Source organism: Sodalis sp. (in: enterobacteria), assembly GCF_051710625.1.
Taxonomy (GTDB): Bacteria; Pseudomonadota; Gammaproteobacteria; order Enterobacterales; family Enterobacteriaceae; genus JBPESN01.
Genome location: NZ_JBPESN010000031.1, coordinates 1 through 26,774, shown reverse-complemented (window position 1 = coordinate 26,774; position 26,774 = coordinate 1). Strand labels below are relative to the sequence as shown.

10 protein-coding genes, 19 pseudogenes and 1 riboswitch are annotated in these 26,774 nt (G+C 58.7%); of the genes and pseudogenes, 10 read left to right on the top strand and 19 right to left on the bottom strand.

All coding sequences use genetic code 11. From position 1 onward, the window contains the following. Positions 1-21: 21 nt before the first annotated feature. Positions 22-1,190, top strand: a pseudogene (locus ACTBDU_RS09415) (IS3 family transposase). A 6-nt stretch (positions 1,191-1,196) separates the two neighbouring features. Here the strand turns inward: ACTBDU_RS09415 and dusC are convergent. The 10 genes and pseudogenes from dusC to moaA form a co-directional block, all read right to left on the bottom strand. After that, a pseudogene (dusC, locus tag ACTBDU_RS09410) lies at positions 1,197-1,886 on the bottom strand (tRNA dihydrouridine(16) synthase DusC); the annotation flags it as partial. Positions 1,887-2,116: 230 nt separating this feature from the next. After that, positions 2,117-3,535, bottom strand: coding sequence for an ATP-dependent RNA helicase RhlE (gene rhlE / locus ACTBDU_RS09405; protein WP_438806282.1), 1,419 nt, complete (start codon positions 3,533-3,535; stop codon positions 2,117-2,119). Between the two features lie 80 nt (positions 3,536-3,615). Beyond that, a complete protein-coding gene (locus ACTBDU_RS09400) occupies positions 3,616-3,960 on the bottom strand; it encodes a hypothetical protein (RefSeq protein WP_438806284.1) in 345 nt (114 codons plus the stop codon). Next, positions 3,854-4,120 (bottom strand): annotated as a pseudogene (locus ACTBDU_RS09395) (L-cystine ABC transporter ATP-binding protein YecC); the annotation flags it as partial. The gene ACTBDU_RS09400 and the pseudogene ACTBDU_RS09395, both read right to left, overlap by 107 nt. Positions 4,121-4,359: 239 nt before the next feature. After that, positions 4,360-5,369, bottom strand: a pseudogene (locus ACTBDU_RS09390) (D-cysteine desulfhydrase). A gap of 18 nt (positions 5,370-5,387) precedes the next feature. Continuing rightward, positions 5,388-6,098, bottom strand: coding sequence for a Bax inhibitor-1/YccA family protein (locus tag ACTBDU_RS09385; RefSeq protein ID WP_438806281.1), 711 nt, complete (start codon positions 6,096-6,098; stop codon positions 5,388-5,390). Positions 6,099-6,369: 271 nt separating this feature from the next. Continuing rightward, a pseudogene (gene moaE, locus ACTBDU_RS09380) lies at positions 6,370-6,863 on the bottom strand (molybdopterin synthase catalytic subunit MoaE). Next, positions 6,864-7,082 (bottom strand): MoaD/ThiS family protein, encoded by a 219-nt coding sequence (locus ACTBDU_RS09375; protein WP_438806280.1) that lies wholly within the window; start codon positions 7,080-7,082, stop codon positions 6,864-6,866. Between the two features lie 3 nt (positions 7,083-7,085). Then, a complete protein-coding gene (gene moaC, locus ACTBDU_RS09370; protein ID WP_438806279.1) occupies positions 7,086-7,562 on the bottom strand; it encodes a cyclic pyranopterin monophosphate synthase MoaC in 477 nt (158 codons plus the stop codon). Positions 7,563-7,594: 32 nt separating this feature from the next. Then, a pseudogene (gene moaA / locus ACTBDU_RS09365) lies at positions 7,595-8,570 on the bottom strand (GTP 3',8-cyclase MoaA). After that, positions 8,560-8,701: riboswitch (molybdenum cofactor riboswitch) on the bottom strand. (Overlaps the previous pseudogene by 11 nt.) Positions 8,702-8,956: 255 nt before the next feature. On the opposite strand from moaA, the gene yvcK reads away from it, so the two are divergent. Next, entirely contained in the window at positions 8,957-9,868 is a 912-nt protein-coding gene (yvcK, locus tag ACTBDU_RS09360; RefSeq protein WP_438806278.1) for a uridine diphosphate-N-acetylglucosamine-binding protein YvcK, read from the top strand. 142 nt (positions 9,869-10,010) lie between these two features. Here the strand turns inward: yvcK and uvrB are convergent, their stop codons facing one another. Beyond that, positions 10,011-12,008 carry an excinuclease ABC subunit UvrB gene (uvrB, locus tag ACTBDU_RS09355; protein ID WP_438806277.1) on the bottom strand — a complete coding sequence of 666 codons (1,998 nt, stop codon included), beginning with the start codon at positions 12,006-12,008 and terminating at the stop codon, positions 10,011-10,013. A gap of 898 nt (positions 12,009-12,906) precedes the next feature. Here uvrB and ACTBDU_RS09350 point away from each other — a divergent pair. Next, positions 12,907-13,482 (top strand): annotated as a pseudogene (locus tag ACTBDU_RS09350) (ATP-binding cassette domain-containing protein). Positions 13,483-13,638: 156 nt separating this feature from the next. Here ACTBDU_RS09350 and bioD read toward each other — a convergent pair. The 4 genes and pseudogenes from bioD to bioB all read right to left on the bottom strand — a co-directional run bounded on the left by bioD (position 13,639) and on the right by bioB (position 16,403). Further along, positions 13,639-14,323, bottom strand: a pseudogene (gene bioD / locus ACTBDU_RS09345) (dethiobiotin synthase). Continuing rightward, positions 14,316-14,860 (bottom strand): annotated as a pseudogene (locus ACTBDU_RS09340) (methyltransferase domain-containing protein). The pseudogenes bioD and ACTBDU_RS09340 overlap by 8 nt, the downstream one beginning before the upstream one ends. A gap of 232 nt (positions 14,861-15,092) precedes the next feature. Continuing rightward, positions 15,093-15,323 (bottom strand): annotated as a pseudogene (locus ACTBDU_RS09335) (aminotransferase class I/II-fold pyridoxal phosphate-dependent enzyme); the annotation flags it as partial. Between the two features lie 42 nt (positions 15,324-15,365). Beyond that, positions 15,366-16,403 carry a biotin synthase BioB gene (gene bioB, locus ACTBDU_RS09330; RefSeq protein WP_438806283.1) on the bottom strand — a complete coding sequence of 346 codons (1,038 nt, stop codon included), beginning with the start codon at positions 16,401-16,403 and terminating at the stop codon, positions 15,366-15,368. A 103-nt stretch (positions 16,404-16,506) separates the two neighbouring features. Between bioB and bioA the strand changes: the two are divergent. The 3 pseudogenes from bioA to ACTBDU_RS09315 form a co-directional block, all read left to right on the top strand. Further along, a pseudogene (gene bioA, locus ACTBDU_RS09325) lies at positions 16,507-17,553 on the top strand (adenosylmethionine--8-amino-7-oxononanoate transaminase); the annotation flags it as partial. 185 nt (positions 17,554-17,738) lie between these two features. Next, positions 17,739-18,420 (top strand): annotated as a pseudogene (locus tag ACTBDU_RS09320) (type 1 glutamine amidotransferase domain-containing protein). A 22-nt stretch (positions 18,421-18,442) separates the two neighbouring features. Further along, positions 18,443-18,900, top strand: a pseudogene (locus ACTBDU_RS09315) (kinase inhibitor); the annotation flags it as partial. A 92-nt stretch (positions 18,901-18,992) separates the two neighbouring features. Here ACTBDU_RS09315 and pgl read toward each other — a convergent pair. Beyond that, a pseudogene (gene pgl / locus ACTBDU_RS09310) lies at positions 18,993-19,991 on the bottom strand (6-phosphogluconolactonase). Positions 19,992-20,187: 196 nt separating this feature from the next. Between pgl and ACTBDU_RS09305 the strand changes: the two are divergent. Further along, positions 20,188-21,007: pseudogene (locus ACTBDU_RS09305) on the top strand (pyridoxal phosphatase). Between the two features lie 153 nt (positions 21,008-21,160). Here the strand turns inward: ACTBDU_RS09305 and ACTBDU_RS09300 are convergent. Together ACTBDU_RS09300 and ACTBDU_RS09295 are read right to left on the bottom strand one after the other, a co-directional pair. Then, positions 21,161-22,193, bottom strand: a pseudogene (locus ACTBDU_RS09300) (D-alanine--D-alanine ligase family protein). Between the two features lie 326 nt (positions 22,194-22,519). Further along, positions 22,520-22,696, bottom strand: a complete 177-nt coding sequence (locus tag ACTBDU_RS09295) for an AcrZ family multidrug efflux pump-associated protein (protein WP_438806276.1) — start codon at positions 22,694-22,696, stop codon at positions 22,520-22,522. Positions 22,697-22,862: 166 nt separating this feature from the next. On the opposite strand from ACTBDU_RS09295, the pseudogene ACTBDU_RS09290 reads away from it, so the two are divergent. From ACTBDU_RS09290 to galE, 3 pseudogenes are all read left to right on the top strand, one after another. Continuing rightward, positions 22,863-23,439, top strand: a pseudogene (locus ACTBDU_RS09290) (TOBE domain-containing protein). Between the two features lie 76 nt (positions 23,440-23,515). After that, positions 23,516-24,989: pseudogene (gene modF / locus ACTBDU_RS09285) on the top strand (molybdate ABC transporter ATP-binding protein ModF). 574 nt (positions 24,990-25,563) lie between these two features. Further along, positions 25,564-26,309: pseudogene (gene galE / locus ACTBDU_RS09280) on the top strand (UDP-glucose 4-epimerase GalE); the annotation flags it as partial. 102 nt (positions 26,310-26,411) lie between these two features. Here galE and ACTBDU_RS09275 read toward each other — a convergent pair. Further along, positions 26,412-26,774 (bottom strand): DDE-type integrase/transposase/recombinase (locus tag ACTBDU_RS09275; protein ID WP_438806275.1); only part of this gene is annotated, 363 nt, incomplete at its 5' end.

The following is a 26,774-nucleotide window of genomic DNA, read 5'->3' as shown; positions in this document are numbered from 1 at the left end:
CAGAACAACACGGGTGCACCAATGAAAAGAAAAAATTTTAGTCCTGAATTCAAACGCGAATCCGCTCAACTGGTTGTCGACCAAAATTACACCGCCGCGCCAGCAGCAAAAGCCATGGACGTCGGCCATTTCTACGATGACGAAATGGATAAAACAACTGCGTGATAAGCGACAGGGGAAAACGCCAAAAGCCTCTCCTATAACCCCGGAACAAATCGAAATACGTGAGCTCAAGAAGAAGGTACAACGCATTGAAATGGAAAGTGAAATATTAAAAAGGCTACAGCGCTCTTGATGTCAGACTCCCTGAACAGTTCTCGTTAATTGGGAAACTCAGAGCGCGTTATCCTGTGGCCACACTCTGCCACGTGTTCAGGGTTCATCGCAGCAGTTACAAATACTGGAAAAGTCGTCCTGACAGGCCAGACGGCAGGCGAACAGTATTGCGCAGTCAGGTTCATGAACTGCACAATATCAGCCATGGTGCAGCTGGCGCGAGAAGTATCGCCACCATGGCAACCCAGAGAGGCTTCCGGATGGGGCGCTGGCTCGCAGGCAGACTCATGAAAGAGCTGGGGCTAGTCAGTTGTCAGCAGCCGACGCATAGGTATAAGCGTGGCGGTCAGGAGCATGTTGCGATCCCGAATTATCTTGAGCGCCAGTTCGCTGTAACGGAGCCAAACCAAGTATGGCGCGGCGATGTGACGTATATCTGGACCGGGAAACGCTAGGCGTACCTTGCGGTTGTTCTTGATCTGTTCGCGAGGAAACCGGTGGGCTGGGCCTATGTCGTTCTCCCCGGACAGCAGACTGACCATCAAAGCACTGGAAATGGCATGGGAAACGCGTGGTAAACCAGGCGGAGTGATGTTCTACAGCGATCAGGGTAGCCATTATACGAGCAGGCAGTTCCGACAGTTGCTATGGCGTTACCGGATCAAACAAAGCACGAGTCGGCGGGGTAACTGTTGGGATAACAGTCCGATGAAGCGCTTCTTCAGAAGTCTAAAAAACGAGTGGATGCCGGTAACGGACTACATAAGCTTCAGCGAAGCAGCTCATGAAATTACCGACTATATCGTGTGATATTACAGCGTACTCAGGCCGCATGAATATAACGGTAGGTTGCCACCAAACGAATCAGAAAATAAATACTGAAAAACTCTAACGCGATGGCCAGTTTTAGTTGACCACTACACACTGAGCGCGCCGCGCCCAATCATCAGCACCTGACAGCCGGAGCTGTACAGACACGCCTGGCCGCTTTGCCAGTCCATGACTTCACCATTCGCAATGACGGGAATGCGTAAACGCCGGCGGATCGCCGCAATGGCCGGCCAGTCCACACATTCGGCCCGATAGCCCTCTTCTTTGGTGCGGCCGTGTACCGCGATTTCACTGACGCCGGCCTGCTCCACCGCATCGGTAATTTCCAGGCTGCGGTGGGTAGAATCCCAGCCAAGGCGAACCTTGACCGAAACGGGCAGGTCGGCGGGCACCACCGCACGTATCGCTTTCGCGGCCTGATAAATCAGCTCCGGATCTTTCAACAGCGGCGCGCCGCCACCGCTGTCGTTAACGGTTTTTGACGGGCAACCGCAGTTAAGATCAACCCCCCAGGATCCCAGCGCCGCCGCGCGCCAGGCATTCTCCGCCAGCCAGGGGAAATTTTGCCCCAGCAGTTGCACCCGCACGGGCGTGCCATCCGGATTTCGGCTGTGCCGGCGCAGTTCGGGGCAGAGTCGGTAGAAGGATTTTTCCGGCAGCAGACCGTCCACCACCCGCAAAAATTCGGTGATGCACAGATCGTAATCATTTATTTTGCACAGCAGCTCGCGGACCAGCGCGTCAAGCACGCCTTTCATCGGAGCCAATACGACACACATAACGCCACCCGTTCACTAGCAGTGGCGCACTAGTAGGGAAAAACCGCCGGGAAAAGCAACCCATAAGCGCGTGCTAGCAAAGACATGGCGTCCGCGATCGGCCGCCTGCGGCATCAAGCGCCGAAAGAGGCATTCCCGGTCCGTCATGCGCCGGATGTCGACAGGCAAACCAACGTCGCATTGCCGGCGTCAGAAATTGTTCCGACGCCCGCCGCATCAGATAATCGGGGTTAGCGATTGCCACTGCGGCTACCGCCGTTACCGGCATAGTTGCCGCCACGCCCGCTACGGGCACCGCCATTGCCGGCAGCGCCGCCGCTGCGGGCGCCACCCTGACCGGCAGCATTCCCGCTACGGGCAGCGCTATGACCAGACGCGCTACGGCGGGATTGTGCGCCATCGCAGCGCGAGCCTGAACGGCTATCGCGCGCGGCATCACCGGCAGGCGCGCCGCGTCCGCCGCCCCAACTGCCGCGTCCCTGCTGGATAGGCTCCGCTTTGATGCTGGGATCCGGATCATAGCCCGGTAACGCGATGCGAGGGATGGGGTTTTTCAGCAAACGCTCAATATCGCGCAGCAGGCCCAGCTCATCGACGCATACCAGCGACAGCGCTTCACCGGTAGCCGACGCGCGGCCGGTACGGCCAATGCGATGCACATAATCTTCCGCCACCTGAGGCAGTTCATAGTTCACCACATGCGGCAGCAAGTCGATATCCAGACCGCGGGCGGCGATATCGGTGCCCACCAGCACACGGATGCTGCCCTGCTTGAAATCCGCCAGCGCCCGGGTACGCGCGCCCTGGCTCTTATTGCCGTGGATCGCGGCGGCGGTAATGCCGTCCTTATTTAGCTGCTGCGCCAGATGGTTGGCGCCGTGTTTGGTGCGGGTAAACACCAGCACCTGCTGCCAGTTGTTGCGGCCAATCATATCGGAAAGCAGCTCGCGCTTACGCTTCTTATCGACCATATACACGAACTGGGTGATTTGCTCGGACGCGGTATTGCGCCGCGCGACTTCCACCGACGCCGGATTATCGAGCAGGCTGTTGGCCAGCGTTTTAATCTCATCAGAGAAGGTCGCGGAAAACATCAGGCTCTGACGTTTTGTCGGCAACAGTTTCATCACCCGGCGGATATCGTGAATGAAGCCCATATCCAGCATGCGATCGGCTTCATCTAGCACCAGGATCTCCACCTGCGACAGATCGACCGCGCGCTGCTGCGCCAAATCCAGCAAACGGCCGGGGGTCGCCACCAGCACCTCGACCCCGCCGCGCAGTTTCATCATCTGCGGGTTGATGCTAACGCCGCCAAACACGACCAGCGAACGCAGACCGAGATGGGCGCTGTATTCAGTGATATTTTCGCCAATCTGCGCCGCCAGTTCACGGGTCGGCGTCAAGATAAGCGCCCGGACGGGCCGACGCTGTTTACCGGCCGGCGCCGGGCGCTGGTCGAGCAATTGCAGAATGGGCAGGGTGAAAGCGGCGGTTTTGCCGGTGCCGGTCTGGGCGCTGGCCATAATATCGCGGCTTTGTAAGACATAAGGGATGGCTTGCTGCTGAACCGGCGTCGGTTCGAGATAGCCCTTTTCCGTTAATGCGCGCAAAATCTCGGCACTCAGCTTAAGTGAATCAAATGACATAGACTGAAAAACTCCAGATCCGCCCCGACGACGCCGGCCGAAACCACGCTCAGGGGGATAATCAGATGGGAGGCAAAGCCTTACCATGGTGAACGGACAAAACACCAATGACGGGATTGTAGCAAAATATCCGGTCGTTGGGCACGAGTATCCGGTAAATAACTAAATCCTTCCCGCCCCCACCGCGGACAAGCGCGGCGGAACAGGGTTGCGCCCTCAGGCGCTGAGAAATTTGTTGAGAAAGCGCCGGGTGCGCTCGTGGGTCGGGTGCGCGAACACCTCGCCCACCAGTTTAGGATCAAGCGTGGCCGTCGGTTCATCGAACAAAATGACCGCCGGACGCATCGCGCGCGCGCGATAGCCACCCTCTGCTGCTGACCGCCGGACAGCCGCTTGGGGGGAAAGGCGTCCTCTTTGCCGCTCAGGCCGACCTTGGCCAGCAGTTCCCGCGCGCGCCACCACTTCCTCGCGCCGCTCCTTCTTCACCACCAGCGGCCTCTCGATGATATTGTCGAGCACCAAGCGGTGGGGAAACAGGTTAAAATTCTGAAACACGAACCCGACCTGCTGGCGAAGGGCGCGGATTTGCGCTTTCTGACCGCTAAGCGGGCGCTGCTGGCGTCAGGTGGTAATATCCCCCACCTGAATACTGCCGTCATCCGGCGTCTCCAGCAAGTTGATACTGCGCAACAACGTGGTTTTGCCGGACTACCCACTCGGTCCAACTATCGCCAGCACCTCGCCGGGATTGAGCGCGAGATCGATACCCTTGAGCACCCCATGGTCGTTGAATGTTTTAATCAGCCCTTTAACTTCAATAGCGCTCATCGGGTCTCCAGATGATGATAAGCAAACAGCACCGGCGCGCCGCCGGCATGCACGAACACCAGTGGCCCGTCAGGAAAACGGTCACGTTCAAGGCCATCAATCAGCTCTGCCATGGTTTTACCGGTATAAACCGGATCCAGCACAATGCTCTCCAGACGCGCTAATAGCGCAATTGCCTCGCGGCCCTCGTCATTGGGCTGGCCATAACCGGGGGAAAAATACTTGTCTCATAGGGTTATCTCCACGGCCGGCGCGGCGAGCGACAACTGTTCACTCACTTGCGCCGCCAGCCTCATGATAAGAGGCCGCTGCTGATCCGAGCGACGCGAAACGGTAACGCCGATGAGCACCGTTTCCGGCAGCACGGCGGCCAGCCCGACCGCCAGGTCCGCGTGCATGCCGCCGCTGCCCGATGGCACCACTACTCGCGCCCGGCTGAATCATACCTTGACACTGCTGATGGGCTATCTCCAGCCAGCGCGCAACCGACGTAATCCAGCGAGCCCAGGGCGTTGGATCCCCCCACCGGTATGACATAGGGCCGAAAGGCCCTGTGCTTCCAGACGCAGCGCCGCATCGGCCAGCTGTTGGTCATGCTGAGTCAAGGCCTCGCACGCGATGACCTCGCACTGAAACAAATCGAGCAACAGACGCTTGCCGTTGATTAGGTAGTTACCGGCGGGTGTGTCGGTCGGCTTTTCCAACAGCGTGACGCAATGCAGCCCCAATTTGGCCGCCAGCGCCGCCGTTTGCCGCACGTGGTTCGACTGGGTAGCACCGGCGGTCAGCAACGTGTCGGCACCCTGGCGCAGCGCGTCAGCGGCCAAGAACTCCAGCTTGCGCAACTTGTTACCGTTCAGGCCCAGAGTGGTTAAATCGCGGCGCGCTTGATAAAGATATCCCGCGCCAGAAAGTCCGACAGCCGTGGGAGATGCTCGAGCGGCGTCGGCGGGCCGATAATATCCAGCCGGGGGACGCCGGCCAACCGTCGGGCAAGATCGCTCATCGTATTCTCGGCTCAGGCTTAACGTCGATTGCCGAAAATACGCAGCAACATCAAGAACAGATTGATAAAGTCTAAATACAGGCTCAACGCACCGACGATGGAGTATTTACGGAACTGATCCTTGTTGTCCAACGACAGCTGAGCACCCATATTCTTCAGTTTCTGGGTGTCATAAGCGGTCAGTCCGACGAACACCACTACGCCGATATAGGTCACCGCCCACATCAGCGCGCTGCTTTTCAGCCAGATATTCGCCAGCGATGCCAACACAATACCAATGAGCGCCATAAACAGCAGGTTACCGAAACTGCTCAAATCCCGCTTGGTGGTATAGCCGTACAGCGTCATAGCACCGAACATACCGGCGGACACAACAAAGGTACTGGCGATGGAGGAGGCGGTATAGACGATGAAAATGCTCGCAAGCGTCAGCCCGGTTAACGCCGAATAAAACATGAAAAGCGACGTCGCCACCGCACCGCTAAGGCGATTGACCATGCCCGAAATGACGAACACCAGCGCCAATTGGGCGATAATCAAACCAAAAAAGGTTAATTGACTTGAGAAAATAAACTGCAGCAGCGCCGGCGTGCGGGCGGCGTACCAGGCCACGAAGGCGGTTAACAGCAATCCGCAGGTCATCCAACCGTAGACCTGCGCCATAAACGGCTGCACCGCGCTGTTGGCGCGTTCTACGATGGAACCCTGGGAGCGGGGAAAGCGATCCATGATTATCACCTTTGAGTGAGCAAAATAATATAAGCCGCACGCGGGCGAGACAACCCAGGCCGCGCGCACGACCCACCTCAGCCAAGCATATCATAAAAGCGCGCCCGGCGCAGAATGCCCCCCGCATAACAGCACGGCAGGCCAACGCTGCCCTCCTCGCTTGACGGCACGGTCAGCAAACGATTTTCCTTTGCACATAGCGCGGCCTGAAGTATGAAAACCGCCCCGGCAATGGCTTTTCTGTTATCGCGACGCCGGGCCGGGCGGCGGCTCAACCGGCGCCGTCTGTCTCGCCGGTAGGGGAACTGTCTTGCCAGCGTTCGGCCGCCCGCTGGTCGCTCTCGCGCGCATCCAACCAGCGGCTGCCCGCAGGCGTAGACTCCCGTTTCCAGAACGGCGCCCGGGTTTTGAGGATATCCATCATATATTCGGCGGCGTTTAACGCCGCGGCGCGCTGAGCGGCGCTGACGCCAACGAAAACAATTCGCTTGCCGGCGCCGAGTTCGCCGACGCGATGCAGCAAGGCGATTCGGGTCAGCGGTCAGCGCTCGCGCGCCTGCGCCGCGCGATGTCCGCCAACGCTTTTTCGGTCATGCCCGGATAATATTCCAGCGTCAGCGTACTGACCTCGGCGCCCAGATTATGGTTGCGCACTTTTCCGCTAAAGGTGACTACCGCACCATCGTTATCGCTGGCGTACAGCCAGGCATACAGTGCCGCTACGTCGAAATCGCCCTCGCCGACCTCAATCAGGGTTGCCTCCATTCAGCCCCCCGTGACCGGCGGGAAGAACGCCATTTCATCGCCGGCGGCCAGCGGATGAGCCGTCGTCACCAGCGATTGATTGACCGCCAGCCAGCAATTTGCCCGGCTCCAGCGCCAGCGCCTGGCGCAGGGCTTCCATCGACGTGAACCCCGCATCGACCGATAAACGTCAACTCCGGTCAGCTCGCGAACCTGGGCAAAAAACAGCACCGTAATCACGCCTCATCCCCCCGTGAAATCGCCGGATTTGCCGCCGCTTTTCGCCAGCAGGCGCACCGGGCCGATAACCATATCCTTCTGCAGCACCTTGCACATATCGTAAATTGTCAGGGCGGCCACCGAGGCCGCGGTCAGCGCCTCCATCTCTACGCCCGTTTTACCGGTCAGGCGACAGATAGCGTCAATCCGCACTCGGTGCTGTTCAGTTTCAGCCATCAGTTGCACCTCTACATTGCTGAGGAACAGCGGATGGCACAAAGGAATCAATTCCCAGGTGCGCTTTGCCGCCTGAATACCGGCGATGCGGGCGGTGGCGAACACATCGCCTTCATGATGTTGGCCGTCGAGGATCATCGCCAGCGTGGCGGGGGCCATAGTAACATAGGCGCTGGCGCGCGCTTCGCGTCCCGTGTCGGCTTCGGCGGAAACATCCACCATATGCGCCTCGCCGCGCTCAGTAATATGGGTTAGTTGCAACATACGTTTTCCCCGGGCAGACCTAGCCGCCGATATTAAGACAGGTTGCGGGTAATGCCGGTATTGCCCTGATGCAAAAAATGGGTCTGTTTTTTATGCTGCAAATCCGCCCGCGATACGGGTTTTTAGCGCCTCAAGCGTGGCGTCGCTCTCAAGAAGATCGCGCAGCGGAATACCGCCGTCGCCAAACAGGCACAGGTGCAGCTTGCCCAGCGACGATACGCGCAGGCGATTACAGCTGGCGCAGAAGTCTTTGGCGTAAGGCATGATAAGGCCGATTTCACCTTGATAATCTTCGTGGCGAAACACCAGGGCCGGGCCATCTGTGCGTCCGCGCGGCTGGCATTGCCAGCCCCTTCGTTCCAGCCGTTGGCGGATAAGCTCGTTGGAAACGTGACGCTCACGAAACAGCGCGCTGCTGTCGCCGGTTTCCATCAGCTTGATAAAGCGCCGCTGCAGCGGTCGGGGTTTGATCCACGCCAGGAACGTATCCAGATGAATGTCGTTCACGTCGCGCAGCAAAACGGTATTCGCTTTCACCTTGTCAAAACCGGCCTCGAAGGCGGCGGCCATGCCGGCCATCACCTGATGGAATTTATCCTGGCCGGTAATGGCCTGAAATTGGCGGGCGTCCAGGCTATCGACGCTGACGTTCAGCGCCGTTAGCCCGGCGTCGCACCAGGCCGCGACATCACGCGCCAAACGATATCCGTTGGTGGTGCCCGCGACGGTGCGGATAGCCGGATTGGCGCATACTGCCGCAATGATATCGATGAAATCCCGGCGCAGCGACGCTCCGCCGCCGGTGAGGCGGACCTTTTCGATCCCCAGTTCGGCAAAGGCGCGGGTGACGCGACGGATCTCCTCCAAGGAGAGAAAGCCGGTATTGCGGGTTCCCTGCGGACTATAACCGTCGGGCAGGCAATAGGTGCAGCGGAAATTACAGACGTCCGTCACTGACAAGCGCAGATAATAAAACCTGCGCTCAAACGCATCGATGAGTTGTGACACAGTAACACCTTTTCAAATACGGGAGATGCCGGCATTTTTACCCTGCACCCTGGTGGCTTCGCCACGGCCAGAACCCCCTATGGCTCAGTAACGGGCCACTTAGGCATAAAGGCTAGGCGTTATGTAGACCTTAACGCCCCAGGGGCGAAAAGGAATGCTTGACTGACGTCTAGTTTAGAGTAGCCCTAAAGCCACGCGGTTACCATGCGTACAGCGCGAAAACCCGTTATATAAAATATTATACGGCGTTGAAATTGCTCTTGTTTTTCCGTTTCCCTTGCCGAAAACCGCTCATTGGCGCGCGCCCCGATTCGCTTTTGCCGGCAAATCCGCTATTTTATGCCACACTCAGCCTCAGACTCCCGTTTCATACCATCAGGATACCTATGCGCAACCGAACATTAGCCGATTTGGATCAGGTGGTCGCCTTGGGGGGAGGTCACGGCTTGGGCCGGGTCATGTCTGCGCTTTTCTTTCTGGGGTCACGGCTGACAGGCATCGTGACCACCACTGATAACGGCGGCTCCTCCGGCCGCATCAGGCAGTCCGAAGGCGGCATTGCCTGGGGCGATACCCGCAACTGCCTTAATCAGTTGATCGCCGAACCGAGCATCGCCTCTGCGATGTTCGAATACCGCTTCGGCGGCCAGGGCGACCTAGCGGGCCATAACCTGGGCAATTTGATGCTAAAGGCGCTGGACAATCTCAGCGTCCGGCCGCTCGAAGCCATTAACCTTATCCGCAACCTGCTGAAGGTCAGCGCCAGCCTGATCCCGATGTCGGAGCAGCCGGTGGATTTGCAAGCCACCGCGCTGTCCGGCGACACTGTGTACGGTGAAGTGGCCATTGACCGGTTGAACGACCTGCCCGTCAAGATGACGCTGACGGCGCCGGTGCCGACCACGCGCGAAGCGCTGCTGGCCATCGCCGGCGCGGATCTTATCATCATTGGCCCGGGCAGTTTTCTGACCAGCCTAATGCCGCTATTGCTGCTGGCAGATTTGACGCAGGCGTTGCGCCGCACGCGCACGCCAATGATCTACCTCGATAACCTGGGTCGCGAGCTTAGCGTGGTGGCGGCGAATATGACGCTGGCGCAGAAAGTGCAGATGATGGAGCAGGCCATCGGCCGGGAGAAGGTGATTGACGGGGTGATTATCGGGCCGGCCACGGCGGCGGAAAACCTGGCGGATCGCGTCATAGTACAACGGCCGTTGGCGGCGGAGGATGAACCCCACCGCCACGATCGCGCCCTGCTGCGCCAAGCGCTGGATCTGGCACTGCAATCCCTCGGCTGACCGTCAACGTTCACTCCGCCGGGCGCTGGCCTCCACGCCACGCGCACCCGCCCTTGGACGCCCGCCCCATCGCGCCACTCCCAGGGGTCACCGCCACGGCGCCCGGCGCATATCCTCAGCCCCATGGCGCCAAGCCAAACGCTCACAGCCACCGCCGCAGCGCATGAATTTGATCGCGCACGCTGGCGGCCTCTTCAAATTCCAGATTCTGCGCATGCTGCTGCATGCGGGTTTCCAGCTCGCGAATCTTCTGTTCCCGCGCTTTCGGCGTCAGCGTCATATTCGCCGCCGGCTCAGTTGCCTTGCGTTTTTTATGCTTGGTGGCGTGCGCCGACGACTGGCCCAGCTCCATGATATCGGCAATGCGCTTATTCAGCGCCTGCGGCACGATACCGTTGGCCAGATTATAGGCATGCTGTTTCTCGCGCCGCCGCTCGGTTTCCTCAATCGCGCGCGCCATTGACGGCGTGATCTTATTGCCGTACAGGATAGCTTTGCCGTTGAGGTTACGCGCCGCGCGGCCGATAGTCTGGATAAGCGACCGCTCGGAGCGCAAAAAGCCCTCTTTATCGGCGTCCAGGATAGCCACCAGCGACACTTCGGGCATGTCCAGCCCCTCACGCAGCAGGTTGATGCCGACCAGCACGTCGAATTCGCCGAGGCGCAAGTCGCGGATGATTTCCACCCGCTCCACGGTTTCTATGTCTGAATGCAAATAACGCACCCGTTCGCCGTGCTCTTCAAGATATTCGGTCAAATCTTCCGCCATCCGCTTGGTCAATGTCGTGACCAGCACCCGCTCGTTTATCTGCACCCGGCGGCGGATTTCCGACAGCAAATCGTCCACCTGGGTGCTGACCGGCCGCACCTCGATTTGCGGATCCAGCAGACCGGTCGGCCGCACCAGCTGATCAATGACCTCATTGCCGCACATTTCCAGCTCATAAGGCCCGGGCGTCGCGGAAACATAAATGGTCTGCGGCACCAGCGCGGCGAATTCTTCAAACTTCATCGGCCGGTTGTCCAGCGCCGACGGCAGGCGGAAACCGTATTCCACCAGCGTCTTTTTACGCGCCCGATCGCCCCGGTACATCCCGCCGATTTGCGGAATGGTGACATGGGATTCGTCCACCACCAGCAACCCGTCAGCCGGCAAATAATCGAACAGCGTCGGCGGCGGTTCGCCCGGCCCGCGTCCCGACAGATAGCGGGAGTAGTTCTCGATCCCCGAGCAATAGCCCAGCTCATTCATCATTTCCAGATCGAAGGCGGTACGCTGAGACAGTCGCTGCTCTTCCAGCAGTTTGCCGCTGGCCAGCAGCGACTCGCGCCGTTCGGCCAGCTCCACCTTGATATCTTCCATCGCCTGCACCAGCCGCTCGCGCGGGGTGACATAGTGGGTCTTGGGGTAAATAGTGTAACGGGGCACTTTCTGATCGACGTGAGCGGTGAGCGGATCAAACAACGACAGGCGCTCCACTTCATCGTCAAACAGCTCAACGCGCAGCGCCACTTCGTCGGATTCGGCGGGGAAAATATCGATGACTTCGCCGCGCACGCGAAACGTGCCGCGCTGGAATGCCTGATCGTTGCGGGTATATTGCAGCTCCGAAAGCCGGTTAACGATGCTGCGCTGGGAGACTAACATGCCGCGCGTTAGGTGCAGCATCATCTTCAGATAGGCATCAGGATCCCCCAGGCCATAGATAGCGGAAACCGAGGCGACCACGATGACATCGCGTCGCTCCAGCAGCGCTTTGGTGGCGGATAACCGCATCTGCTCGATATGCTCGTTGACCGACGCATCCTTCTCGATAAAGGTATCGGAGCTGGGCACATAGGCTTCCGGCTGATAATAGTCGTAATAGGAGACAAAATACTCCACCGCATTATCGGGGAAAAACGCCTTCATTTCGCCGTACAGCTGCGCCGCCAGCGTTTTATTGGGCGCCAGCACCATGGTGGGACGGTTTAAATCCGCTATCACGTTCGCCACGGTAAAGGTTTTCCCTGACCCGGTCACGCCGAGCAGCGTCTGACAGGCCAGGCCATCCTCTAATCCTTCCTCCAGGCGACGAATGGCCTCCGGCTGATCGCCGGACGGTTTAAACGATGAAACCAGTTTAAATGCTTTACTCATCTGCAATAACTACCTGCTGGGAAAGTGGGTTGCGGGCTACTCTATGAGTATGGGAACTCTCAGGCTATTTTACCAGTGGATAACCACTGGATACAATCCCAGTAACCCATCTGATTTTAGGCGCAAAATTGCATTTCCAGTGAAAGGAAAATGTGTTGACTTTGGGCGGAAAAAGGTGATTAACCCACAGAAGACGGGACGGCGTGGGAAGCCCTGCGATGAGGAAACGAAGACGGTGCAAGCTCCGCTTACAAATTTACTTGATTTTACATAAATGCTTGTAAACACGCGAATAAAAAAAGCGTGAAGAATACAGGCAAAATGCACCCAGCCCGCGCCCGCTCTCGTCCCGGCGCGTTTTTCTAAACCTAATGCACATGGTTATCCACAAGAATAGTGGATAACTCCTACCGCTTCGCTTATAGCTTGCGTTCCACAAAATTGAATAACTTGAAAGAAAAATGACAAAAAGGTTTTTTTAGCTATTTTTTGTTTTTATTATGGGCCGCGTTATGCAAAAAATAACTAAATTCTCTACCTGACTGTACAGGATCAGATTACCGGCAGAGCGGTTGCCGCCCTTTATGCGTCCCGGCGGCGTCCGTTGCACCACAAAAAACACGCAGAGCACCGAGAAAGTGCATTCTTCCACACTTTGTCCGGCAAAGACGTTGTGCTAAACCTGTTTTATTCTGCCGTTAGGCCGACCGTTCAGTGCATCCTACCGCTAATGCCGTCTGTCACGCTGGTTGGCCTGATAGTTGCTACATCTACTGGCCGGCATGCCGACGTCGCCCGAATCGATACCCCGGGATACGACGACGGTCATTTCACAAGGGGAGGCAATTAGCCTACGTTACGAATGCACGCGGTAAATTAGTTTTATGGCCCGAAGCAAATTCTGCGGGATATTCATCTGGAATTGCCCCATGGCCAGTGCACTTGCCTGCTGGGACGGACGCAACGGCGTCGGCAAAACCACATTGATCAATTGCATCATGGGCTACGTCCCGGTCAGCAGCGGTAGCGTCACCTGGCAATTGCGGGGGGAAGACGCGCAGGATCTGCTGGCGCATCCCGCCGATGCGTGCGCATCGCTTGGTATTAATTATGTGCCGCAGGGCAGGCAGATTTTTTCCCAACTGAGCGTGGAGGAGAATTTGCACGTTGCCCTGTTGGCCGGGCGCAATCATACCCGACAGGTGCCGGTCATGGTCCATGACCTGTTTCCGTTTCTTTACACTAGGCGCCGCGCGCGCCGGCGAGCTTACCGGCTGCAGCGCAGGAATTCGGCCACATTCTACGGCGCATGCAGCATGAGTTTGGGCTGACGTTGTTGCTGGTGGAACACCAATTACTCTTCGGCGTTCACACCGGCGATCGTTACTACCTGCTAGAAGGCGGCCGTAACGTGGTCCAGGGCTCGCTGGACGAGCAGGACAACGCGCTGATTCAGGGTTATTTGGCGAGCTGAGTGGCTTTGCCAAAATGCCATGCTGCCGAACGGCGGACTGGCCGCCCTCCCGACGGCCCCCGTCGGCAACGCGACGATGCCGGAGGCGGACGACATGGACAGTATGAGCGGCCCTCCTGCTCGCCGCAGCAGCACAGCCGGCTGCAGCGGGTCTTCTTAAAACGGGCCAGCAAGCAGCGAAAGATCAAGATAGTCGGCTAAAGGCGCTTTTTCCGCCGCGTCGAGCCAGGGAATTTCCCCTAATAACGGGGCATCCAGCCGCTGTTGCAGCGCCGCCAGACAATCCCGCGGCTGGTGGCTGGTCGGCTTGGGATGGTTGGCAATCCACCCAACCAACGGCACCCCCGCCTGTCGTACCGCCAGCGCCGTCAGCAGCGCATGATTAATACAGCCAAGTTTAATCCCGACCACCATAATCACTGGCAGCTGCTCGGCGACGACCCAATCGGCGTAGGTCAGCGATTCCGCCAACGGGGTAACCCCCCCCCCTGCGCCCTCGACCACCAGCCAGTCCGCGGCGGTTTCCACTGTCTGAAGTCTCGCCGATAACGCGGCGGCGGTGAAGAAGGCGGCCCCCATCGCGGCTGGCGATATGGGGCGAGGTCGGCGCAAGAAACGCCAGCGGGTTAACTTGCTGATAGCCAAGCGCCACATTACCGTTGGCCGTCAGCGCCAGCGCATCGCGGTTGCGCGGCCCCTCGGGGGTCAGTTCACACCCCCTAAGCCACCGGTTTATACCCCGCAGCGCGATAGCCGGCCCGCGCAGCGGACTGTGTAGTAACGCGCACGCCGCCAGGGTTTTACCGATATCGGTTCCAGTCACAAAAAAACGTTTAGTCACGGTAAATCATCCCATAAATCACGCGATAACTCAGCGACAGCTTTGCCCCCGCCGGCCGGTGCGACCTGCTGGCCTCCAACGCCCGCAGGCGGCTACGACTGGTCAGTCCGAGCGGGCAGCCATCGTGAAGATAACCGGCGCCCACGCCTCTGATTTCCCGCAACAAATCGCTAACTTGCGGATAGTGCAAGTGATGCGGCTCGGCCAGCAGGCGATGGCGATAAGGGGCGAAGGGTGCGGCGATAGCCGCCTGCGGCAGAAAATGGTTGATGTTGATATGTACGCCATCATCTACCTGTCCCCACGCCTGCGCCAGGGTGGATAACGCCAGCATGCCGCCGGGCCGCAGCACACGGTGCAGCTCCGCCAGCGCCTGCGGCAAATGATCGCACCATTGCACCGCCAGATTGCTATAAACGATGTCCACCGATCCCGTCGCCAGCGGCAACCTTCGATATCGCTTACGATGTAGGCCTCCGCAGCCCGTTGTTGTCGGGCAAAGCCCAGAATGGCGGCGGAGAGATCGAGGGCAACCACCTGATTTTCCTGCGCCTGCCAGGGCCGGCTAAACCAGCCGGTGCCGCAGCCCGCATCTCAAGAGAGTCCGCCGTCCTTCAACCGGCCTTGTCAGGGCGCACAGTCTACCGCCGCAGGCGCGCTGAAAGGCCGCGCAGCGCTCGTAATGCGGCGCGGCTAAAACGGCGGGCGATGCCCGGCTTGTGGTCCGCCGACGGGTTACGCGTTTTGTTGTTGTGCATCGGATAACGCCTTCAAGCAGCGTATCAATATCGTCATCGTCGGCCAGGTGGGCGGCGCTGAGCGTAATACGCAGCCGCGCGCCAGCCGGCGAGACGGTAGACGGCCGAATTGCCGTCAGCCAGACACCGCGCTCGCGCAGGCGCTGCGCCAGTTGCAGCGTGCGCAGATTATCGCCAATCACCAGAGGCTGAATGGCGGTGTCCGACGGCGCCACCGCAAATCCAAGCGCCGCAGCGCTAGCGCACCGTTGATCCGGCGATGCGCGCCATCCATCCGTCGGCCATCAGCGTGCCGCATTATAGTAATGCGCCGTATCCGCGGTGAGCAGTTCTTCGGCCAGTTGCGCTTGCTGTGCCGCATCGCCCTGCGTGGCGGTGCGACGTTCGATACTGATACCTAACTTACGGAACAACCCCATGTCGCGATCTTCTTCCGGGTTAGGCGTCGTGAGCAATTTACAGCCGTAAAACACGGAGTTGGCACCGGCCATGAAACACAGCGCCTGGGTCTGTTCGTTCATCTGCTCCCGTCCCGCCGACAGGCGCACGTGTGAGCGCGGCATCATAATGCGCGCCACGGCGATGGTGCGGATATACTCAAACGGATCCACATCCTCATTATCGGCCAGCGGTGTTCCTTTCACCTTCACCAACATGTTGATGGGTACGCTTTCCGGCGGCGTCGGCAAATTGGCCAGTTGCACCAGCAGCCCCGCGCGATCGCGGGTATCCTCCCCCAGGCCGACGATGCCGCCGGAGCACACTTTAGTCCCCGCCTGGCGGACTTTGCTCAGGGTATCGAGCCGGTCCTGGTAGCTGCGGGTCGTAACGATGCTGCCGTAAAATTCCGGCGAGGTATCCAGATTGTGGTTATAGAAATCCAGCCCCGCCTCCGCCAGTCGCTGCGCCTGCCGATCGTTGAGCATGCCGAGCGTCATGCAGGTCTCAAGCCCCATCGCCTTCACGCCCTGCACCATCTGCTCAAGCAGCGGCATATCGCGATCGTGCGGATTTTTCCAGGCGGCTCCCATGCAAAAGCGCGTTGAACCGGCGTCCCGTGCCTTACGGGCGGCGTCCAGCACTTGCTGCACCTGCATCAGACGCTCGCTCTCCAGTCCGGTGCTGTAACGCGCGCTTTGCGGACAGTACTTGCAATCCTCGGGGCAGGCGCCGGTTTTAATCGACAGCAGCGTGCTGACCTGCACCTCGCCCGGCGTGAAGTGCTGGCGATGCACCTGTTGGGCCTCGAATAATAACTCAAGAAACGGTTTTTCAAACAGCGCTATGGCCTGCGCCTGCGTCCAGCGTTGAGAAGTTGACATATTGGTTATCCACAGCATCCTGAAGGAAATAGATGGCGTCAGTGTAGAGTTTGCCGCCACACTGTCAACCATATATTAAAAATATAGTTTACAGGATAATCCGATGCAGGCTGATGACCTCGCCTTCGACCGCCGCCATATCTGGCATCCTTACACCTCCATGACCCGGCCGCTACCGGCCTACCCGGTGGTCTCCGCCGACGGCTGTGAGCTGACCCTCAGCGACGGCCGCCGCCTGGTGGACGGTATGTCCTCCTGCTGGGCGGCTATTCACGGCTACAATCATCCGGTTATCAATCAGGCGATGAAGGATCAAATCGACCGCATGTCCCATGTGATGTTCGGCGGCATTACCCATCCGCCCGCGGTGGCCCTGTGTCGTCGCCTGGTAGCACTGACGCCCGCCGGTCTGGACTGCGTTTTCCTGGCGGATTCCGGCGCGGTAGCCGTGGAGGTGGCGATAAAAATGGCGCTGGAATATTGGCAGGCACGCGGCGAACCGCGGCGCGAGTTACTTGCCCCGCGCCAGGGCTATCACGGCGATACCTTTGGCGCGATGTCGGTGTGCGATCCCGATAACTCGATGCACAGTCTGTATCAGGGCTACCTGCCCCCGCATCGGTTCGTCGAGGCCACCCGACGGTGTTTCAACGACACCTGGCGCGAGGGAGACGATGCGCCGCTGGCCGCCCTGTTGGCCGCCCACCACCGTACGCTGGCGGCGGTGGTTCTGGAACCGATCGTCCAGGGCGCCGGCGGGATGCGCTTTTACCATCCCGAATACCTGCGCCGGGCGTGGGCGCTGTGCGATCACTATGGAATATTGCTGATTGCCGATGAAATCGCTACCGGGGTTGGCCGCACCGGCGAATGGTTCGCCTGCAACCACGCCGGCATCTCGCCGGATATTCTTTGTGTAGGAAAAGCCTTGACCGGCGGCGCTCTGACCCTCTCCGCCACGCTGACCCGTCGTCACGTAGCGGATACCCTCAGCGATGGCGACGCCGGCTGTTTCATGCACGGGCCGACATTTATGGCTAATCCGCTGGCCTGCGCCGCCACCAACGCCAGCCTGTCGCTGTTGGAAGACGAAAGCTGGCGCCCGCGCGTCGCGGCGATTGCCGCAGAGCTTCGCGCCGGGTTGTCACCGCCGGCGAGCGTGAATGCGGCTCGGCGAAACGTGCGCAGCGCCGACGGGCCGCGGCGAGTGGGGTGATGACCGGGCCGACGGCGCCAACTCCAGCCCCAAACTCGCGGGCCGCTCTTTTGGCATCGGGTCAGGGCCTCGTCGCCGGCGATCCTTTTCCCGCGCGCCGCAACCAATGGAGAATGCTGATGAAAGTCGCCATAATCTTGACATCCCATGACCGGTTAGGCGATACCGGTCACAAGACCGGTTTTTGGCTAGAAGAGCTGGTCGCGCCGTATTATACCCTGCATGATGCCGGGATAGAGATAACCCTGGCCTCGCCGAAAGAAAGTCAGCCACCGCTGGATTCGAAAAGCGACGAAGCGGACGCGCAAACCCAGGATACCGAGCGGTTTCGCACCGACCGCACCGCGCAGCAGGCCCTGGCCGCCACCGTCAGGGTCGATACTTTGCGGGCGGAAGATTTTGATGTCCTGTTTTATCCCGGCGGCCATGGTCCGTTATGGGATCTGGCGGAAGATCCCCATTTCATCGTCCTTATCGAGCAAACGTTCGCCAACGGCAAACCGATGGCGGCCGTGTGCCATGGGCCATTGGTGCTGCGCCATGCGAAAAAGCCTGACGGCACACCGCTAGTGTGCAGGTAAGGGGGTCACCGGTTTTACCAATAGCGAAGAACAAACGGGCCGGTTGACTACCGTGGTGCCGTTCTCGGTGGAAGATGAGCTTCGGCGCCACGGCGGTCACTTTGAGCGCAGCGAGGATTGGCAGTCCTATTCGGTAACGAATGGCCATTTGGTTACCGGCCAGAACCCAGCCTCGTCGACGGACGCCGCGCAGAATTTATTAAAAATCCTCAACCGCTAATGCCTGAAAGGAGAAGAGCCGCGTGTTTACCTTATTTAGCCACGATCTGCAGCCCGGCGCGACGCTACCCGCGCGCCATGTGTTCAACGGTATGGGATATCAAGGGGATAATATTTCGCCGCATCTGGCCTGGGATCACCCGGCAGGTACGAAAAGTTTTGCCATTACGGTATTTGATCCAGACGCGCCGACCGGCTCTGGCTGGTGGCCAATATTCCGGCGGATGTCCGTATGCTGCCCCAGGGGGCGGGCTCCGGTCAGGACAATCTGCCGGTGGGCGCCGTGCAGGGACGTACGGATTTCGGCAGTGCAGGCTATGGCGGCGCCGCGCCGCCGCAGGGAGAAACGCACCGCTACCAGTTCACCGTGCATGCGCTGGATGTTGACCATCTGGAGGTGGATGAAAACGCCAGCGGCGCGATGATTGGCTTCAACGTGCATTTCCACACCCTGGGCAGCGCATCGTTGACCGTCACTTACCGGCGATGCGATGGCCCGCCGACACCTGCCGGGGAGAAAGGCTACGGCTTAAGCATGGAGCGGCCCGGCGCCGCAGGCCGCGAAGCGGAGGGTCAACGCGCCAGGACGAACACCCACATCGTCCCTTGTCCCACCGCATAGCGCGCCACGGGCGCCAGCGCGCCGAATTACGCATCGATAGCGTAAACCGCGATATGGTGCGATTTCTGTCCGGCGGCCACCAAGAACCGGCCCTGACTATCGATATTAAAACCGCGGGGCTGGGTTTCAGTGTCGCCTGATGCCCCAGTAGGCGCAGAACCCCGCCGTCTTCAGACACCGCGAACCGGCTGATGACGCTGGCGGTGCGATCGCAGCAATAAAGCCAGCGGCCGTCGGGCGTGATATGGATATCCGCCGCCCAGCGGGTGTCGCTGAAGCCGGCCGGCATAATATCCAGCGTCTGCACGATGCGTGGACCGGCGCCTGCGGCGTCTATGGCGATCACGTTGACCGTACCGCTAAACTCGTTAATAACGTAGGCGTAACCGCCGCCGTGGTGAAATGCCATATGGCGCGGCACGGCGCCGGCCACGCTGTCTAATGCTTCCCGCGTGCGGGGGCGTCAAATGACCCGCCTCGCCAATGGTATAAAGCCGGATGCGGTCTTCTTGCAGGCAAGGCACCCAAAGTACCTGATTGGTGGTGTCGACATTGGCGGAGTGGCAGTGGGTCAAGCCTTCCAGCGTCTGCGTCGGCGCGCCGACGATTCCCTGCTCGTCGATGGGGCTGACGGCGAGACAACTGCCGCTATAGGAAACGCTGTACAGCGTCTCGCCCTGCAAATCGGTGGTCAGTTGCGTCGGACTGCCCGGCAGCGGGGCCATGCCGGCTTCGGTCAGCAATCCTTGTTCATCAATCCGATAGCTGACTACACCAAAGGACGGCCGAACGCCAATGTAGAGGTGCGTTCTTGCCGAACGGATGACCATCGGATGCCCCTGTCCCGGGGTATCCACCACTTGCAGCAACGTTAGCGCACCCTGGTTATCCATTTGCCAGACGTGTATCTGCTGACTCTTCGGGCTGGCAACATAGACAATTCGCTTCATGTGTTCTTCTAAATTCGCTTCTGTGGCAGGCATGGTGTCCGTAGTTTAGCAAGGTTTTGTCACCTTTTTACGGCACGCCGTGGTTAAGCATGTCACCGTTAGCACGCGTTAGCCACCCACATTATCACGGTTTTCACCGCTGCGCCGAGGGTGTAACATTGCAGAATGATTGAAATACTTACCCAATAGGAAACTTATGGATTATCGCCTTATTGCCCTAGATCTGGACGGCACACTGCTAACCCGCCAAAAACGTATACTGCCGGAGTCTCTGGCCGCACTTCAAGAGGCGCGCGCCACCGACCTGCAGGTCATGGTGGTCACCGGCCGTCATCACGTCGCCATCCATCCCTTCTATCAGGCTCTCGAAATAGATACCCCTGCAATCTGCTGCAACGGGACCTATCTGTACGATTACCCGGCGCAACGGGTATTAACCGCTCAACCCCTCGACAAGACCCAGACGCTTACGCTACTGCATCTTCTGGACCAGTATGACGTACACGGCCTGCTGTACATCGATGACGCCATGCTGTATCAACATCCGACCGATCATGTCCTGCGCTCCCTGGCCTGGTCGGAGACCCTGCCGCCGGCGTAGCGGCCGACGCTTGTGCAGGTAGACAGCCTGGCGGCGGCGCAAGAGGCACAGGCGATCTGGAAGTTCGCTACCTCTGATGCGGATATCGGCAAGCTGCAAACCTTCGCCGAAGCGGTAGAGCTGGAGCTGGGGCTGGCCTGCGAACGGTTTTGGCACGATCAGGTTGATATTGCGCAAAGGGGCAACAGCAAAGGCCGCCTGCTGGCAGACTGGGTCACGGCACAAGGATTTAGCACGGATCAAATGGTCGCTTTCGGTGATAACTTCAACGATCTCAGCATGCTTGACAGCGCCGGTCTCGGCGTGGCGATGGGGCAAAGCAATGATGCCATCAAAGCGCGCGCCGACGTCGTCATTGGCAATTAACGAAGCGCCGTCTATCGCCAATTTCATCTGCCAGCGCCTGCTGGCCTGAGTTTAGGACCGCGAATCATAATTGCCGGCCCGGCTGCGGGCCCAACAGCCCGCGGCCCGTCTGGTACGGTTATCGGGTTTCAGCGTTCTGTCTGGCTGAGGCTCGTCGCAGCGGCGCGCGCCAGCGCGATCAGGCGATCAGGCGATCAGGCGATCAGGCGATCAGGCGATCCACCAGAGCGGGATAATCCAGCCCGCTGGCTTCCCACAACTTGGGATACATACTGATCGAGGTAAAACCCGGCAAGGTGTTAACCTCATTAAGCAAGATTTGGCCTTGGTCGGTTAAAAAGAAATCCACCCGCGCCATCACGCTGCAGCCGAGCGCCAGATAGGCCTCCCCGGTCATCTGCCGGAGGGCATCGGCGACGGACGCCGGCGCAGCGCCGCCGGGATAACTAGTCCCGCCTGGGCGCCCTATGAGGTATTTAGTGTCATAGGCGTAAAATTCGTCGTTGGCGAGGATCTCGCCGCAGACGCTGACCTCGGGGGAATCGTTGCCCAGCACGGCGGTTTCGATTTCCCGACCGCTTATCCCCTGTTCCACCAGCACTTTGGCATCATAACGGAAAGCCAGCGCCGCTCTAAAGCCGGCGCGGGAAGAGCCTTGGCTGGGCGGTTTAATGAACAGCGCCAGACCCAGCTGGCCGATGATAGCGTCGACATCCGGCGCTGCATCGCCAGTACGCAGCAACGTCACCAAAGGTGTCACCGGCACCCCGGCGTCGCGCAAGACGCGTTTGGTCATGTCCTTGTCCATACATACCGCCAAGCCCAGTACGTCCGGCCCGGCGTAGGGGATATTGAGCACCCGCGCAGGCCCTGTACCGACCCGTCTTCACCGCTGGCTCCGTGCAATACGGAGAAAGCGACATTGATCGGCGGCAACGGCTGTTCATTGGCGGCATCAATCAGTTGCGCTCCCGACTAACCGGGCACTACCGCCAGGTAACACCGCGCCCACGCCAGACGGATGGCGGCGGGATCGTCAGCATTGAGCAGATAGTCCTGCTCGTCGCATAACGTCCAGCGTCCGTGTTTATCCACCCCAATAAGGGTCAGATCGTATTTTTGCCGGTGATGGCGCGAATAACGTTCATCAATGCGCGCAACGACACCTCATGCTCGGTGGACTTGCCGCCGAACAGCACCGCGACCCGTTGTTTGCCGCTTTCCCGTTGTTCCATTCCATTTTCATGGATTACTAAAATAGTAATTTAACGCCCACAGAGTATGCGCTAGGGGCGGGTGTGTAAAGTCCCGGCATGGCCTGATCCCCCTAAGACGGTGATTATAACGGCGAAAAAGGGTAGAAAGGGAGGAACGGAGACGGGCATCGCGTGCGAACGCGCAGGGTGTGACAAAGCACACGGGTCAGCGCGGCCGGTGAGAACGGCCGCTTGCTCCTGGCGCACCTTGCCCTCCAGCGGCGTACACCGATCCGCGCGCCTTCAGGCCTGAGCGCCTCCGGACCTGCGCGCCTTTTGGGCGGGCACGCACGCCGGATGTCAGATTAGTGGTGCGAAGCCGGCTTCACATCGTCGCTCGGCTGACGGCGCTGTTTGGGCTGGCCAAACTTTGAGATGATATTAAACAGCTCTCCCAGAAGGTAAATAAGAGCCAGGATGATCGCCATGACGACAGGCACCATTAAAATGACAATGGCCAGGCTTTCTAATAGTTCAAGCATTGTTACCTCATAGCATAGAGTTGGCGCGCCATGGTTATCTTCGTTGTCTTTAATACCAGCTTCTGGCTGTAGCGATTAGGCCTTTTATGTTATCGCGACCGGCAGGATTTGCCGCTGCCCGTAAGATAAGCGAAAATTTCCCTTTTAAACGCCACAAGGTTCCCTCATGCAGGCAGAAATTCTGTTAACCCTGAAACTCCGGCAGCACTTGTTTGCCGACCCGAGCCGCATTGAGTTGCTGAAACAGATTCGCGCAAACGGCGGCAAGGGCGGCGGTACCACCATCCTGACCCGATACGCTGAAAGGTTGTTGCAGCTCTATGACCTCTTGGGCCAGATCCAACAAAAAGCGTTCGATGTCCTGGAGGACGATACGCTGCCGTTAGACAGCCTGCTTGCGGCGATCTCGCGTTTCTCGCTGCAAACCAGCGCATGCAATCAGTTTTTTGGCACCATCGTCAGCCGCAGTCGCCAGGCTGTACAGCAGCAGGTGACGGTCGCGCAGGCCGATGGCCATATACCTGATTGCATGTCGCATTGACTGAAGAGCGCTGAGCGATTGCAGCTTGAGATGGGCAAAGAGATGTTGGTGTTAATCAAGGCCCCTGGATTTTCCTTGCCGCGGCCAGCAGTTATGCGCCACGGTGCCGACGGCGGTGACCGATAAGCAAAAGTTCTCGCCACCGCAGCCGATAGCAGCATATTTTAATGCTGACCAGGTGATCATCGCCACGCTGTGCTAAAGGCGGACGGCTGCCATTGACATCTCCGCACAAATTTCCCATGCTGACGGTACTGTTGCATTCAAAGGAACAATCAATGCCTTCATTGCAAATTTTGCAAGGTTCATTCCGGCTTAATGATATCCGCACGCTTACCCTGGATGACGTCGCTATCCACACCGGCGAGAGCTGGGCCTTTGTTGGCGCCAACGGTAGCGGTAAATCTGCCCTGGCACGCTCGCCGGCCGGCAAACTAACGGTATCGGCCGGCGAGCGGCGCACGGACTATCAACGCATAGCCCGATTGTCATTGGAACAAGTGCAGCGTCTGGTGGAAGAAGAGTGGCAGCGGGCTAATACCGATCTGCTCAGTCCCGGCGAGGAGGATACCGGCAGCACCGCAGCGGAGATTATTCAGCAACAGGAGGCTGACGATGAGCGATGTCAACATTTTGCGAGCCAGTTCGGTATTCGCCACTTGCTGACGCGCCGGTTCAAATACCTCTCTACCGGCGAATCGCGCAAGGTGCTGCTGTGTCAGGCGCTGATGGCGCATGCGGATTTGCTGATCCTCGATGAACCCTTCGATGGCCTGGACGTCGCTTCGCGTCAACAGCTCAGCGAACGTTTGGCCGGTCTGGCCGGCAGCGCCTGCACGTTGGTGTTGATCCTCAGCCGGTTTGAGGATATTCCAGCCTATATCGATCGGGTGGATATTCTGGTAGATTGCGCCCTGACCTGTACCCGGCTCCCGCCAAAGCCTGCTGGCGGAGGCGCTGGTGGCGCAACTGGCCCATTTGGAATCTTTGCAGGATCTGGCGCTGCCGGAAGCCGACCAGCCGCAACAGCAGGCCTCGCTGCCGGCGGACCAGCCGCTTATCAGTTTGCGTGACGGCGCGGTATCTTACCAGGACCGACCGATTTTGCATCATCTGGACTGGGAGGTGGCTCCGGGCCTGCACTGGCAGATCGTCGGCCCGAACAGCGCCGGGAAATCCCCCCTGCTCAGCCTGGTAACCGGCGACCATCCGCAGGGTTACAGCAACGATCTCACCCTGTTCGGACGTCGGCGCGGTAGCGGCGAGACCATTTGGGATATCAAGCGTCATATCAGTTACGTCAGCAGCAGCCTGCACTTGGACTATCGCGTCAGCGCCAGCCCGCGCAGCGTTATTTTGTCCGGTTTTTTTGATTCCATCGGCGTTTATCAAGCAGCCTCAGAGCTCCAGCAGCAGTTGACCCGCCAGTGGCTGCGCTTACTCGGTCTGGAGAGCCAGGCGGACGCCGCATTTCACAGACTTTCCTGGGGGCAGCAACGTTTGACGTTGATTGCGCGTGCGCTGGTCAAACATCCGGCATTGCTGATCCTCGATGAACCTCTACAGGGATTGGATCCCCTCAACCGCCAATTGGCGCGCCGCTGGATTGATGTTTTAATTGGACAAGGCATCACGCAACTGCTGTTCGTGTCCTATTATGCCGAGGATGCGCCGGAATGTATTACCCACCAGCTGACTTTCGTACCTGACGCCGATCGGTACCGCTACCAGGTGGAAACGCTCAGCGCCTGAGGCGGCGGGTCGGCGGCGAGCGGATCCGTGACCGCCCTGGTTATCGATCCTGTCGTGATGTAAGCGGCGCGCCCGCCCGACTCCAGTGGAAGGGTCTGCTGCAACGAGGCCATCCGTACCAACGCCCGCGCGCCCGGCATCGCGCCTGCACCGGCGCAACCCACGCACGCGTCCCGCTGCATGCACGTCGACGTGTTTCTCTGCGATAACTCTTCTTTGCTCTGAGTTGCCCCGAGCTACTGATGACGATCGGCAGCAGCGATAAGCCGCTCTCTTTTCTGGCCGCGCCATCATTCGTCCTGTCGCTTTCCAGGTAACACCTTACCGATTCAGGTCAACGTCTTACTTCAATGTAAGCGTTAATGAATTCGTAGTGTACTCGCTACCACCTATAATCCCTCTTGCCGCTGCCTTTAAGGACCCGTCAGCGGCGGAGGTCCGGTAGACACTGGCGCTTACCGCCTATTCCTGGGCTACTATAAATGTAATCGATTTCATAAATAGCGGCATGATCACTCTTTTTTTACCGTGCTTGTGCTACTGTATTGAAGGAAAAACCGAGGGACTTTGAACTATGTCAGTACTGGTTACGGGTGGTGGCGTTTACATCGGCAGCTACACCTGCTTGCAGCTTATCGCTGCCGGCGGGTGTCACGCCCGTCATTATCGACAACTTAGCAAATAGCAAGCGTTCCGTCTTGTCTGCGATTAGTTGACTTAGCGGCCATACGCCGGCGTTTTATCAAGGCGACATCCGCGATCAACGGCTACTGACGCAGATTTTCTGCCGAGCACGATATTGACGCAGTGATCCATTTTGCCGGTCTGAAGGCGGTAGGGAAATCGGTCATCCAGCCCATAGACTATTATGACAACAACGTTTACGGCACCCTCACGCTGGCGAAAGCCATGCGGGAGGCAGGTAGCTTTAACCTGATTTTCAGCTCCTCCACGACCGTCTATGGCGATCAACCGGTGATCCCTTATGACGAAAGTATGCCCACCGGCCGCCCTGCCAGCCCCTACGGCCGCAGCAAATTGATGGTTGAAGAGATTTTGCAGGATTTACAGCACGCCGATCTCCGCTGGAGCGTCAGCCTGCTGCGTTATTTTAATCTGGTCGGCGCTCATCCCTCGGGCCAGATGGGCGAAGATCCCCAGGGCTAGCCGAACAACCTGATGCCCTTTATTGCGCAAGTCGCGGTGGGACGTCGTTCGTCACTGGCCATCTTTGGCAATGATTTTCCGACGCCGGACGGCACCGGCGTGCGCGACTATATTCATGTATTGGATCTGGCCAATGGTCATCTTGCGGCGCTGACTGTAGCGATGCAAAATATTCTGGACTAGTTTGCAGACAATTCTGGACTCCCTTAAACCCTAAAAAATGGCTATTTTGGACAGTCCAGAATTGTGTAGTAATCAACTAAAACTGGCCACCGCGTTAGCGTTTTTCCAGTATCTATTTTCTGATTCGTTTAGTGGCAACACACCGTTATATTCATACGGCCTGAGTGCGCTGTAATATCCCACGATATAGTCGGTAATTTCATGAGCTGCTTCGCTGAAGCTTATGTAGCTCGTTACCGGTATCCACTCGTTTTTCAGACTTCTGAAGAAGCGCTCCATCGGACTGTTATCCCAACAGTTACCACGCTGACTCATGCTTTGTTTGATCCGGTAACGCCACAGCAACTGTCGGAACTGCCTGCTCGTATAGTGGCTACCCTGATCGCTGTGGAACATCACTCCGGCTGGTTTACCACGCGTTTCCCATGCCATTTC

Bases quoted from the DNA above. Each gene is read 5' to 3' on its own strand.
- rhlE (WP_438806282.1), bottom strand. From the start codon at position 3,535: ATGTCATTTGATTCACTTAAGCTGAGTGCCGAGATTTTGCGCGCATTA.
- ACTBDU_RS09385 (WP_438806281.1), bottom strand. From the start codon at position 6,098: ATGGATCGCTTTCCCCGCTCCCAGGGTTCCATCGTAGAACGCGCCAAC.
- moaC (WP_438806279.1), bottom strand. From the start codon at position 7,562: ATGTTGCAACTAACCCATATTACTGAGCGCGGCGAGGCGCATATGGTG.
- yvcK (WP_438806278.1), top strand. From the start codon at position 8,957: ATGCGCAACCGAACATTAGCCGATTTGGATCAGGTGGTCGCCTTGGGG.
- uvrB (WP_438806277.1), bottom strand. From the start codon at position 12,008: ATGAGTAAAGCATTTAAACTGGTTTCATCGTTTAAACCGTCCGGCGAT.
- bioB (WP_438806283.1), bottom strand. From the start codon at position 16,403: ATGTCAACTTCTCAACGCTGGACGCAGGCGCAGGCCATAGCGCTGTTT.
- ACTBDU_RS09295 (WP_438806276.1), bottom strand. From the start codon at position 22,696: ATGCTTGAACTATTAGAAAGCCTGGCCATTGTCATTTTAATGGTGCCT.